Annotated in this window: 7 protein-coding genes and 1 pseudogene; 6 read left to right on the forward strand and 2 right to left on the reverse strand. The window is 65.0% G+C overall.

Features of this window, described 5'->3' with window-relative positions:
- The first annotated feature begins 32 nt into the window (after positions 1–32).
- The 4 genes from R2770_04650 (at position 33) to cysC (ending at position 4,965) form a co-directional block, all read left to right on the forward strand.
- Positions 33–1,382, forward strand: coding sequence for an MFS transporter (locus R2770_04650; GenBank protein ID MEZ5279740.1), 1,350 nt, complete (start codon positions 33–35; stop codon positions 1,380–1,382).
- A 90-nt stretch (positions 1,383–1,472) separates the two neighbouring features.
- Positions 1,473–2,417, forward strand: coding sequence for a sulfate adenylyltransferase subunit CysD (gene cysD / locus R2770_04655; protein MEZ5279741.1), 945 nt, complete (start codon positions 1,473–1,475; stop codon positions 2,415–2,417).
- Positions 2,417–4,360, forward strand: a complete 1,944-nt coding sequence (cysN, locus tag R2770_04660; GenBank protein MEZ5279742.1) for a sulfate adenylyltransferase subunit CysN — start codon at positions 2,417–2,419, stop codon at positions 4,358–4,360. Before cysD ends, cysN begins: the two co-directional genes overlap by 1 nt.
- The gene (gene cysC / locus R2770_04665) at positions 4,357–4,965 is read left to right on the forward strand and encodes an adenylyl-sulfate kinase (protein MEZ5279743.1); all 609 of its coding nucleotides are present in this window, start codon (positions 4,357–4,359) and stop codon (positions 4,963–4,965) included. The genes cysN and cysC overlap by 4 nt, the downstream gene beginning before the upstream one ends.
- A 134-nt stretch (positions 4,966–5,099) precedes the next feature.
- Here cysC and R2770_04670 read toward each other — a convergent pair whose 3' ends face one another.
- Complete coding sequence (locus tag R2770_04670) at positions 5,100–5,588, reverse strand: hypothetical protein (protein ID MEZ5279744.1); 489 nt, start codon at positions 5,586–5,588, stop codon at positions 5,100–5,102.
- 35 nt (positions 5,589–5,623) lie between these two features.
- On the opposite strand from R2770_04670, the gene R2770_04675 reads away from it, so the two are divergent.
- The gene (locus tag R2770_04675) at positions 5,624–7,303 is read left to right on the forward strand and encodes a PEP-utilizing enzyme (GenBank protein MEZ5279745.1); all 1,680 of its coding nucleotides are present in this window, start codon (positions 5,624–5,626) and stop codon (positions 7,301–7,303) included.
- 299 nt (positions 7,304–7,602) lie between these two features.
- Positions 7,603–12,148 (forward strand): annotated as a pseudogene (locus R2770_04680) (NAD-glutamate dehydrogenase).
- Between the two features lie 28 nt (positions 12,149–12,176).
- On the opposite strand, the gene R2770_04685 reads toward R2770_04680, so the two are convergent.
- Positions 12,177–13,166: an NAD(P)H-dependent glycerol-3-phosphate dehydrogenase gene (locus tag R2770_04685; GenBank protein MEZ5279746.1), complete on the reverse strand. Its 990-nt coding sequence runs from the start codon at positions 13,164–13,166 to the stop codon at positions 12,177–12,179.
- Positions 13,167–13,192 lie beyond the last annotated feature (26 nt).

Consider the following 13,192-nt stretch of genomic DNA (forward strand, 5'->3'; position numbering starts at 1 on the left):
GACTTGGCCGCGATAGGTTAGAGGATCGAACTATGCGCAACGGTGAGTCCGAAGGTACGAACGAAGACGAAATGATCCGCGCGGCCGATGGCCCGCACGGAGAATCTGGAGAGTCGAGCGGTGGGCGTTTCGGAGCGTCGTTCGCTTCGCTGTCGATTCCGACCTACCGGGTTCTGTGGGTAGGCAGCCTGCTGTCGTTCATGTCGGTGCAGATGCAGTTCCTGCTGCGAGGTCTGCTGGCGTGGGACCTGACCGAGAGCGAAGGCGCGCTGGGCATCGTGTACTTCGCGTTCGGGTTGGCGATGCTGTTCGCCACACCGCTTGGCGGAGTGGCCTCCGATCGCCTTCGCAAGCGCACCCTGTTGTTGTGGGGCCAGGCCATCCTGGCGGCCGTCGCGGTGTTCATGGGCGCTGTGGTTCTGTTCGATGTTGCGGCATTTTGGATGCTGCCCCTTTCCAGCGTCATCCAGGGTGTGATGTTTGGTCTCACGGGCCCAGCCCGGGTGACCTTCGCTGCTCAACTTGTCGGACGCGACCGCATCGGCAACGCAATTTCGCTTTCGATGCTGGGCATGAACGCCACGCGGGTGGTGGCTCCCAGCTTCGCCGGATTCCTCGCAGGCATAGCGCTGTTCGGAATCGGCGGTGCTTACCTGGTCAGCGCGACGTTCGCTGTCAGCAGCTTCTTGATGGTTTGGCAGTTGCCCGACCCTGAACCTTCGGGTGCGTCCGACAAGAGCCCGCTGGGCGACATCGTCGAGGGAGTGCGTTACGTCGCATCGGTTCCCAAGCTCTCGCGGCTCCTGTTGACGATGTTCGTCGTGGTGATGATCGCTTTCCCGTACGTGTCGTTCCTGCCGGCGCTCATCGAGGGCGTGTTCGACAAGGACGACATCTGGGTGGGCATCGCCAGCACGGCCAGCTCGATCGGCGCAGTCCTGATCGCCATCCCGGTGGCCGCCATCGCCGACTCGCCCAAGGCCGGACGCTGGTTCACCGTGTCGGGGTTCGGGTTCGGTTTGGGCGTCATGTTGCTGGGTGCGGCTCCAAGTCTGACCCTGTCGCTTGTGGTCATCTTCTTCATCGGCGGGGCGACGACGGGCTTCCAGTCGCTGGCAGGCAGCATCGCCATCGGCGAGTCGGCCGAGTCGCACCAAGGGCGTGTGCAGTCATTGATGCAGCTGTCGTTCGCCGGGTTCGGCATGGCTGGCCTGCCGCTTGGCATGCTGGCTGAGGCCATAGGTCTCCCCAACACGATGGTCATCATGGGTGTCATCGCCATAGCGGCGATGAGCGTGTCGCTGCTTCTCGAGCAGCTGTCTGCCCGTCGAGGGCGGGCGGTGATGCCGCCGATCGAGGTCGCCAGCAACCAGGCAGGGTGACCTGCGGGGGTATTTCGCAGAATTTCGTCTCTTCGCGGCCGCTTCGGCCTAAACGCGCGCTACACAAGCGTCGACTGAGAGAGAGTGATGATGGCTGCCTCCACCCAACACGCGTCTGTCGATGACCTCGGTCTCGAACGGCTCACACATCTGAAGCAACTCGAAGCCGAAGCGATCTACATCATGCGCGAGGTCGTGGCGCAGTTCGAGAACCCGGTCATGCTCTACAGCATCGGCAAGGACTCGTCCGTGATGCTGCATCTGGCCCGCAAGGCCTTCTTCCCCGGCAAGTTGCCGTTCCCCCTGTTGCACGTCAACACGACGTGGAAGTTCAGGGAGATGATCGAGTTCCGTGACCGGATGGCCAAGGAGATGGGCTTCGAGCTCATCAGCTGGACCAACCAGGAGGGCCTCGAACAGGGCATCAACCCCTTCGATCACGGCTCCAAGAACTACACCGACATCATGAAGACCCAGGCCCTCAAGCAGGCCCTCGACGCCGGCGGGTACGACGCTGCGTTCGGTGGCGCCCGGCGTGACGAGGAGAAGAGCCGGGCCAAGGAGCGTGTCTTCAGTTTCCGCGACAAGTTCCACCGCTGGGACCCCAAGAACCAGCGGCCCGAGTTGTGGAACCAGTACAACGGCCGGGTGCACAAGGGCGAGTCGATCCGCGTGTTCCCGCTGTCGAACTGGACCGAACTCGACATCTGGCAGTACATCTTGCTCGAAGACATCGAGATCGTCCCGTTGTACTACTCGGCCCCGCGTCCGGTGGTCGAACGAGACGGCGTCATCATCATGATCGACGACGATCGATTCCGCTTCGAAGACGGTGAAGAGCCCGAGATGCGCTCGATTCGTTTCCGTACCCTGGGCTGCTATCCGCTCTCTGGTGCGGTCGAGTCCACAGCAGACACCCTGCCCGAGATCATCCAGGAAATGCTCCTGGCCACCCGCTCCGAACGCGAGGGTCGGGTGATCGACTACGACCAGTCCGGGTCCATGGAAGAAAAGAAGCGCGAGGGGTACTTCTAATGAGCCATCAGTCAGACCTCATCGCCACAGACATCGACGCCTACCTGGCCGAGCACGAACGCAAGGATCTGTTGAGGTTCTTGACCTGCGGGTCTGTCGACGACGGCAAGTCGACCCTGATCGGTCGGCTGCTGCACGACTCGAAGATGGTGTACGAAGACCAGCTGGCCGCTCTCCAGAAGGACAGCGAGCAGGTCGGAAACGCCGGCGAGCACCTCGACCTCGCACTGCTGACCGACGGTCTCAAGGCCGAGCGCGAGCAGGGCATCACCATCGACGTGGCCTATCGCTACTTCTCCACCGCCAAGCGCAAGTTCATCATCGCCGACACACCGGGCCACGAGCAGTACACCCGCAACATGGTCACAGGCGCTTCGACGTGTGACCTGGCCGTGATCCTGATCGATGCCCGGCACGGGGTGATGGCCCAGACCAAGCGCCACAGCTACATCGCCTCGTTGCTCGGCATCGAGCATGTTGCTGTGGCGATCAACAAGATGGACCTCGTCGACTACTCCCAGGAGCGTTTCGACGAGATCGTCAACGACTACATGGGTATCGCCGACCAGCTCGGCATCCACAACCCCACGTTCCTGCCGATGTCGGCGCTGCTGGGCGACAACGTGGTCGATGCCGGCGAGAATCTCGGGTGGTACGACGGTCCGACCATGATGTCGTACCTCGAGAACGTCGACGTGCAGTCGGGTCGCGACCTCGAACGGCTGCGTTTCCCGGTGCAGATGGTTTCTCGGCCCAACCTCGATTTCAGGGGTTACGCGGGCACGATCGCCTCTGGGCTGGTTCGCCCCGGAGACGAGATCAGGGTCCAGCCCTCGGGCATCAAGACCACGGTCGATCGCATCGTGACCTTCGATGGCGATCTGGACGTCGCGGGCCCCGGACAGGCGGTGACAATCACCACCACAGAAGAGGTCGACATCTCCAGGGGTGACGTGCTCGTAGACCAGGCACACCCGCTGCAGCGGTCGAACAATGTCGACACGATGCTCGTGTGGATGTCCGAGGTGCCGCTCGAGTCGGCGAAGGAATACATCGTTCAGCAGGGCAATCGCAGAGTGAACGCCCGCGTGACATCCATCCACGAGCGGGTCGACATCAACACCCTTGAGAAGAACCCTGCCGATTCCCTCGAACTCAACGACATAGCTCGGGTTACGTTGTCTGCCGATACCGAGTTGTTGTTCGATCCGTATCACGTGAATCGCCAGACCGGCTCGTTCATCGTGATCGATCGGCTTACGAACGCCACCGTGGGCGCAGGAATGATTCGGGCGGCGGCCGGGGCTTGGGATCGCCAGGCCGATGCTCGCCTCACCCGTGAGGTCTCTGAGGTCTCGGGCATGGAGCGCTCGATCCGCTATGGCCAGCGCCCGTGCACGATCTTCATCACCGGCCTGACCGGCGCCGGCAAGTCGACCCTGGGCAAGGCTCTCGAGCGCACCATGTTCGACCGGGGGCGTGCCATCGTGCGCCTGTCAGGCTCGAACATGCGCCTGGGTATCTCTCGCGACCTCGGATTCTCGGCTCAGGAGCGGTCCGAGAATGTCCGCCGCACGGCCGAGGTGGCCAGGTTGGTCAACAACCAGGGCCTCATCGCGATCGCCTCGCTGGTCGCGCCCAAGGCCGATGTCAGGGCCAGGGCCAAAGAACTCATCGGCGATGACCGGTTCGTCGAGGTGTTCCTGGACACACCCCTCGAGGTGTGCCGCGAACGAGACGACAGCGGCCTCTACGAGGCAGCCGATCGTGGCGAGATTCCACAGTTCCCTGGTGTCTCGGCGACCTACGATCGTCCCGCCGACGCCGACCTGGTGCTCGACACCAGCGTCGACGACATCGATACCTGCGTGAGGCGGGTCTTTGCACTGCTGGACGAGCGCGGCCTGCTGTCGGCAGCCCCGCTGTCCGAGGGAGACAAGTGAACGAACCCGTCTCGAAGAACATCGTTCGGGCCGAGGGACGGCTGGGCGAGGCCGCACGGGCGAACCTGCTCGGTCACTCGGCCCTGACGGTTTGGTTCACCGGGCTGTCGGGCTCTGGAAAGTCGACCTTGGCCTTCGCCGTCGAGGAGGCCCTGGTCTCCGCCGGCGTTCTCGCCTATGTGCTCGACGGCGACAACGTGAGATTCGGACTCAACAGAGACCTCGGGTTCTCGCCCGAGGATCGTGAAGAGAACATTCGCCGCATCGGCGAGGTCTGCCGCCTGATGACAGACGCGGGCGTAGTCGTGCTCAGCTCGTTCATCTCGCCGTACCAGCGCGATCGTGATGGGGTCAGAGATCTACATCCCGATGGCGGTTTCGTCGAGGTCTTCGTCGACACCCCTTTGGAGGTGTGCGAAACCCGCGACGTCAAGGGTCTTTACAAGAAGGCCCGGGCCGGCGAGATCCCCGAGTTCTCGGGCATCTCTGCGCCCTATGAGGCGCCGGCGAACCCGGAGCTGCGGATAGACACCACCCAGGACACCATCGACGAATGTGCGGCCGTAGTGGTGGCCACCATCCTCGACCGGATCCGCACCGCCTGATACCCGAGCATCGACACCCCAGTCGCTGCCCGCATCTTTGCGACAAACTCGCGGAGTTGGGCACCGGGGCGTCATCTTCTGGTCGGCGAACCGGTGGACTCCCGCAAAGATGCGGGCAGCAACCAACCTGGGCCTCAGCAGCCTCGGTTCAACCGAATCAGAAACGCCCGGCGAGCGGCGGCCTGTGTTTCGCTGAGCTTGCGGTGTGAGAGGTCGTCTTCGAGGCGCAACGAGTTGAACTGCTCGACCTCGGCGGCGGTCGGTGTGGGCCCGAGCACCGATTGTGGGTCGCGTACCATCTCGGCAGAGCGCGCCTGAGCCCCGATGATGAGTGCTCGTCTGGCCCGAGCGTCGATTCGTTGTCGCGTCGTGCGCGGTATGTGGCCCGGTCGGTAGCGCCCGCGGGCGACGCGCACGACGCGGCCGCGGCTGACCTCGGCACGCAACGAGTCGGAGATCTGCTGGCTGGCAGGGCGAGCGGTCTTGACTCCGGCGGCGTCCAACTCGTCGACGAGGTCGGCGATGGTCGTTACCCCTCCGCGGGCGTGGATGAGGAAGGTCAAGAGACCGCGGAGCTCTAGCGGGTGCGGTTGTCCGACGACTGGCCGTTCTTGGTATGCCATCTGGAAAGCAAAGCAGTGGGGTGCGACACTGGCCCATGTTCGAATTCACTCCACCCGGCGCGGGTCACTGGGATCTCGACAAGTCGCACTACGACGGTGGCACGACACCGATGATGCAGGACCTGATGGCCGACGGTGTCGAGAGTGCATACGAGCAGTTGTTCGAGACCTTCGGAGTGCCGCTGCGAGCGATCCGGTTCCGGTGGGTGAACGGCTTTGCGTACACGCGCCAGGAGCCGCTGGTTGGCGCCAAGTCGAACAGCTCGAAACCGCCCCCGGCGTGGGCGGTCAGGGCGCTGGCGCGCTCGCATCCCGAGTTTCGAAGGCGCGAGGCGGCCGCGGCCAAGACTCTTTCCGAGCGTCCTTGGAAGGCGGTTGTCGACGAGTGGTTCGACGACCTGTCGGGGCGTTATACCGCCATGAACCTGGGTTTCCAGGCCGTGGTGCCCGCCGACTTGGACGATTCGGCGCTGGCCCGCCACCTGGCCGAGGTACATCTGCACACGGCGCGAATGTACTTCGAGCATCACAGGCTCCACGGCTACGACCTGGGCCCGGTAGGCCGGCTTGCCGCCGGGTGCTCGAAGTGGGGGATAACCGCGGCCGAGGTGGTGCAGACGCTGTCTGGAGCGTCTCCTCACACTGCGGGCCCCGTCGAGGAGGTCGCCGGCATCCGAGCCGCCATCGAGGCAACCGGAGCCGACCTGGGTTCCTTGCCGGCCGATCTGGACGCCCTGCGTGCGCTTTCGCCCGACATCGAGCAAGCGATCGACCGCTATATGGAACGCCATGGGTGGGTCTTGTATACGGGCTACGACCTCGATGCCGTGACCATGGCCGAAACGCCCAACGTGCTGGCCACGACGATCCTCAGGGGCGAGCTGCGTCAACGCACCGTGGATCACATGGCGGCCATCGACGGCCTGCGCGAGCGAGTGCCCCAGGCCGACAGGGACGAGTTCGACGATCTTGTGGCCGACGCCAGGGCCGCTATGGGCATGCGCGACGCCCAGGGCCCGATAACGGTCGAGTGGCCGACCGGCCTGCTGCGCCGGGCGCTGGTCGAGACGGGGCAGAGGTTGCATAGCGCGGGCCACCTCGAATTGGCCGAACACGTGCTCGAGTTCACTCTGGACGAGGCGATCGAAGCGCTGGAGGCGTTGGCATCTGGATCGGAGGTATCAGGGCCCAAGCCTTCGGAGCTGGCAGCTCGCGCGGCGATCCGGCGAGCTCAGAAGGATCTGGACCCTCCCAGGTCTCTTGGCCCGCCCGCCGTGGCGCCACCGCTCGATGCATTGCCGCCTGCGATGGCCGAGTTGGTGTCGGTGGTGGCTACGACGGTCGAGGAGATGGGCATGGGCGCCGGCCAGGCCGACGATGTACGCCCGTCACTGACCGGTCTGGGCATCGGAACGTTGCCGTTCACAGGCCGCGCAGTCGTTGCAACCAGCGCCGAGCAGGCGCTCGAGCGTCTGCAACCCGGCGACGTGCTGGTGACCCTGACGACGAGCCCCGCGTACAACCTCGTTCTGTCTATGGTTGGTGGACTCGTCACAGCGGAGGGCGGCCCCGTTTGCCATGCCGCAGTGTTGTCACGCGAGCTGGGGCTGCCCGCGGTAATCGGAGTGCGTGACGCGCTGACGTCGATTCCCGACGGAGCCATCGTCGACCTCGACCCGTCCGCCGGTTTGGTGCGGGTCCACGGCACCGACTGACGTCCGCAGTACCCTCGCAGTTCGTGGCGACTGAGCAGGCCAAGCGGGCGCTGCTTGACGCGGCGGCCAAGGTCGCTGCCGAGGCAGCGGTCACGGTAACGGGGGTAGAGGCGGCCAGGCTCGTGCGCGGGCTCTACGCCGAGGTTTCGCCAGACGAACTATCGGGGCTGGATGCCGGCCAGCTCTTCGGAGCGGCCAGACAGCTGTGGAGCTTGGCGCTGGGGCGCCAGGTCGGCGATATCGCGGTTCGGGTCTACAACCCGTGCATCGATACCGACGGTTGGCACCTCGACTCGACCGTGGTCGACATCGTGTCCAGCGACATGCCTTTCATCGTCGACTCGGTGCTGGCCCTGCTCGACTCGATGGGCTTGGTGGTCGACCTACTGGCCCATCCGGTGGCGGCGGTCGAACGCGACGGCCCCGCGATCACCTCGGTGACCGATCCACAGCAGGCGCCAGCAGCTGCTGAGATCGATTCGTTCGTGCACCTCCACATCGACAGGGTGTCGGGCGAGGTGGGCTTGGCAGAACTGGCCGCAGCGGTCGAGTCGGTGGTCGGTGACGTTCGCAGCGCTGTCGAGGGCTGGCCGGCCATGGTCGAAACGGCTCGCCGCATCGCTCGCGAACTCGACGGCTGGGCTGCAGAAGCCGATGCCGGCCACGCCCGATTCGAGCGATCGATAGGTCACGGAGCCGACGAGATCGCCGAGCTGCTGCGGTTCATGGCCGACGGGTCGTTCACCTTCATCGGCTATCGCGAGTACGACCTCATCGACGGCGAGCGGCTGGTGGCCAGGCCCGGTACTGGGCTCGGTGTCATGGCCGGCGAGCCGACCAATCCGGTGCGCGAGCTGCACGATCCGCCAGAGCTGGCGGCCATGGCACGCCGACCGATCGTGGCCAACCTGACCAAGGCCAACACGACCTCCACAGTTCACCGGGCCTCGCCGCTCGATTACGTGGGGGTCAAAGAGATCGATCCCGCGGGCCGCGTCACGGGCGAGCGTCGCTTCATCGGCCTGTATACCGCCGACGTCTACAACAAGGCGGTGTCGACCGTCCCAGTGATCAGGGGAAAAGTCGAGGAGATCATCAGGCGATCGGGCCTGGAGGGTCCATCGCACAATCGCAGCCGGCTGATGAACGCCCTCAACACCTATCCCCGCGACGAGCTTTTCCAGATGGACGTCGAGGAACTCGACCACATGGTCGCCCAGATCGTCGAGATCAGAGACCGTCGGTCGGTCAACGTGGTGCTCAGAAAGGACGCGTTCGGGCGGTTCTTGTCGCTGTTGATCTTCGCCCCGACCAATCGGTACTCGACCGACGTGCGTTTGGCGTTCCAGCGGGCGCTCATGGACGCATACCAGGGAACCCACACCACGTTCTCCACCGAGATCTCCGATGCACCCCTGGCGCGCATCCACATGATCATCCACCGACCACCCGCCGCGGCCCGCTCGGACCCGTCGATCGACGCGATCGAGTCGATGCTGACCGATCTGATCCGTACTTGGGAAGACGGCTTCAGGGCCGCAGCGCTCGATGTGCATGGTCCAGACGACGGCCCGGCGGTATACGCCCAGTACGCGGGTGCCTTCCCGACCGGGTATCGCGCCGCGGTGTCGCCCCGGCGCGCAGTGGACGACCTCGAGCGGCTACTGGCGTTGGGTCCTGACGATGTCGACGTCAGGTTCACCACCATCGCCCACATGGTTCAGTGCCACCTGTACCGCACGGGAGGGGCCACCACCCTGACCCGCCTGATACCGATGCTGCAAGACCTGGGCGCCGTCGTCTTGGACGAACGACCCCACAACATCGCCACCGATACCCACGTGCTGGGACACATCTACGAGTTGGGTCTCGACTTCGGTACGGTGCTGAAGCCCGACGATCAGGCTCGCCTTCGCGACACCCTGTTGGCCATATGGCGAGGCGATGCCGAGAGCGACCGACTGGCCACGCTGGTCGTTGGGGCCGGTCTGACCTGGCGCGAGGTCGCGGTGGTGAGGGCCTATGCGCGCTACTTCGTTCAGCTGCGCGGCTCGTATTCGGTGCCCTACGTCATCGAGACCCTGGTCGCTCACCCCCAGATCGTTTCGGTGCTGGTCGACTACTTCTCGGCGCGCTTCGACCCCGAACAGTTCGACGATGCTCTCACCAGCGAACTCGAAGGTGAGTTGGCGGGCCTCATCGACGAGGTCTCCAGCCTGGACGCCGACCGCATACTGAGGGCGATGGTGTCGCTGGTGGGCGCGACCGTGCGCACCAACGCGTGGGCCCGTCACGATGCGTTGGCCTTCAAGCTCGATCCGCATCGCATCGAAGTGATGCCCAAGCCGGTTCCGCACGCAGAGATCTTCGTCTACGCGCCCAGGGTCGAGGGTGTGCACCTCAGGGCCGGCCCGGTGGCACGCGGTGGCTTGCGCTGGTCAGAGCGCTACGAGGACTATCGCACCGAGGTTCTGGGCCTTATGAAGGCCCAGTCGGTCAAGAACTCGGTGATAGTGCCCGTAGGCGCCAAGGGTGGTTTCGTCGCACGGCGACTTCCTGCGGGCGGCGACCGCAACGCCATCAACGACGAGGTCGTCGGCTGCTACAAGTTGTTCATCTCGGGTCTGCTCGATGTCACCGACAACCTGGTCGACGGCCAAGTCGTTGCGCCCGAGCACGTTCGCCGGCTCGACGGAGACGATCCCTACCTGGTGGTCGCAGCCGACAAGGGCACGGCCACCTTCTCGGACATTGCGAATGCGATCGCCGTCGAGCGCGGCTTTTGGCTGGGTGACGCGTTCGCCTCGGGGGGTTCGGTCGGCTACGACCACAAGGCCCTGGCCATCACCGCCAGAGGCGCGGGTGTCGGTGCAGCACCATTTCGAACAGCTGGGGCACGACGTCGGCCAGACCCCGCTGACGGTGGTGGGCATCGGCGACATGTCGGGTGACGTCTTTGGCAACGGTATGCAGCGCAGCCGCGCCATCAGGCTGGTGGCCGCGTTCGACCATCGCGACATCTTCCTCGACCCCAACCCACCGCCAGAAGCCTTCGACGAACGGCAACGGTTGTTCGAGCTGCCGCGTTCGTCGTGGGCCGACTACGACCGCCAGCTCATCTCCGAAGGAGGAGGGGTCTTCAGCCGCTCGGCCAAGTCGATCGAGCTGTCCGACCAGGTGCGCAAGGTCCTCGGCATCGAAGACGTGACCGCCCTGCCTCCCACCGAGCTGATCTCGCGGATCTTGCAGGCACCGGTAGATCTGGTCTGGAACGGCGGGATCGGGACGTATGTCAAAGCCTCTGGCGAGCTGAATGTCGATGTCGGCGACCGCAGCAACGATGCGCTGCGGGTCGATGGCGCCCAGCTGCGATGCCGTGTGTTCGCCGAAGGTGGAAACCTGGGGGTCACCCAGCGAGGCCGCATCGAGTTCGCGTCGGCCGGTGGCCGAATAAACACCGACGCGATCGACAACTCTGCGGGTGTCGACTGCTCGGACCACGAGGTGAACCTCAAGATCCTCCTGGCCGACGCGATAGCCAAGCAGCTGATCGATGTGCCCGAGCGGGCCACGTTCCTGGCTTCGCTGGCGGTCGAGGTGTGCGACCACGTTCTCGAGAACAACTCGTCCCAGAACGAAACTCTGACCCTGGCCGAAGCCATCGCCGGCGGCATGGTCGACGTTCACCAGCGCCTGTTGCACTGGCTCGAAGAACGTGCATCGCTGGACCGACAGCTCGAAGCGCTGCCCACCGACGGCGAACTCGCCCGGCGGCGAGAGGCAGGCAAGGGGCTCACCCGCCCCGAGCTTGCGGTGCTGTTGGCCTACGTCAAGAACAGCCTCACCGAAGATCTGGTGGCATCTTCGCTGGTGGACGAGGTTGCCTTCGAGCCGCTGCTCGACGCGTACTTCCCGCGAGACGTGGTCGAGCGGTTCGGGGCGTTGATCAACGCCCATGCGCTGCGTCGAGAGCTGACGGCCACGCTGGTGTCAAACGTCCTGGTCAACCTCGGCGGTATCTCGATGGTGCACCGGCTGACCGAGGAGACGTCGGCGTCGGTGCCAGACATCGCGCGGGCACACGCTGCGGCGCTGCGTATATTCGACCTGGAAGCGCGCTTCGAGCAGGTCAGGGCCCTCGACGGAATCGTAGAGCCCGCGGTTCAGACAGCACTGAAGCTCGAGATCAAGCGCCTGGGCGAGAGGGCTACGCGGTGGCTGTTGCGCCACGAGCCGTTGCCCATCGACGTCGATGAAGTTGTCGAGACTTACGAGGCTCCGGTGGCGGCGCTGTTCGAGATGGTCGAACAGGCCAACCGCGAGCGGTGGGCGCGTATCGCCCACCAGCTCGATGTGGCCGTAGACCAGACCGGCATGCCCTCGGGTCTTCAAGCCGACCTCGACGAGCTGGACCGTGCGTTCGGCTTTCTCGAGCTTTCAGAGGTCGGTCGCCAGACCGGCGCCGACCTGCGTGTGGTGGCGTCGGTTGCAGCCGAGCTCGAAGCAGCGTTCGAGCTGGTGTGGCTGCGCAAACATATCGCTGACCTGCCGCGCGACGACCACTGGCTGACACTGGCCCGAGGCACCCTGCGCGACGACGTCTACCGCGAGCACGCTGAGCTGACGGCAGCGGTGGTGCGTTGGATGGCGGGTCACGATGGCTCGCTGGATGCGGCCGGTGCTGTCGAGGCCTGGTCACAAAGCCACAGCGGCTCCGTGACGCGATTCCAGGCCGTGCTGGAAGAGATCCGCTCGGCCGGGCGCCTCGATCTGGCGGGCATGAGCGTGGCGGTCAGGTCGCTCAGCTCGATGGCGCGCATGCAAAGCAAGTTCGACGACCTCTGAGCCGGCTAGCGGCTGGCAGGCACGCGTGTCAGCCCTCGTCGCTTTCGTGGGCTGCGGGAGTGAGACCTCGATAGGCCTCCGCGGGGCCGATATTGCCCTCGATCACCTGGTGGATCGCATCGCTGACAGGCAAGGTCATTCCCAGATCGCCCGCCATCTTCGCGACAGTGGCCGTGGTTCTGACGCCCTCGGCGACCATGTGCATGTCGTCGAGGATCTCCTGCAGGCTGCGTCCCAGCCCCAGCTGCTCGCCGACGTGACGGTTGCGGCTGTGGGGGCTCATGCAGGTTGCGATCAGGTCGCCCATGCCGGCCAGGCCGGAGAACGTCGCAGGCTCGCCACCCAGGGCCACGCCCAGGCGGGTCAGCTCGGCGAGCCCTCTGGTCATGACCATGGCCTTGGTGTTGTCGCCAACGCCCAGCCCATCGGCCATACCCGTGGCGATGGCGATGACGTTCTTCAGCGCCCCGCCCAGCTCGCAGCCAACGACATCGTGGTTGCGGTAGACCCTGAACATCGTGGTGCTGAAGATGTCCTGGAGCCTTGCTGCCACCGACAGGTCAGAGGTGGCCACCACGGCGGCCGCCGCCTGTCTGGCCATGATTTCGCGGGCCAGGTTGGGGCCGGTGAGTGCCGCGGCCGGATGCCCGGGCATTACGTCGTTGATCACCTCGGTCATGCGGCGGTTTGAGTCGCGCTCGAAGCCCTTGGTGAGGCTGACCACCGGCACCCATGGTCGCAAGAAGTCCGAGGCGGTCTCCAACACGCTGCGAAACGAAGACGATGGGATGCCCACCACCAACACGTCCGCTCGCCTGACCGCGTCTCCCAGGTCGGCGCTGGCCTCGAGGCGCCGCGGCAACGTGAACCCGTCGAGGTAGCGGCTGTTGGTGTGGTCGCGGTTGATCTCGTCGGCAACCGTTTCGTCGCGGGCCCACAACAAGGTGGGGCAACGCCGCGCAGCGATAGAAGCCACGGTGGTTCCCCACGATCCTGCGCCCAGCACTACTACCTGCATTGTTCCCCCTAGCCGGCCGTCGCCGA

This window comes from Acidimicrobiales bacterium (assembly GCA_041394185.1).
Taxonomy (GTDB): domain Bacteria; phylum Actinomycetota; class Acidimicrobiia; order Acidimicrobiales; family Poriferisodalaceae; genus JAAETH01.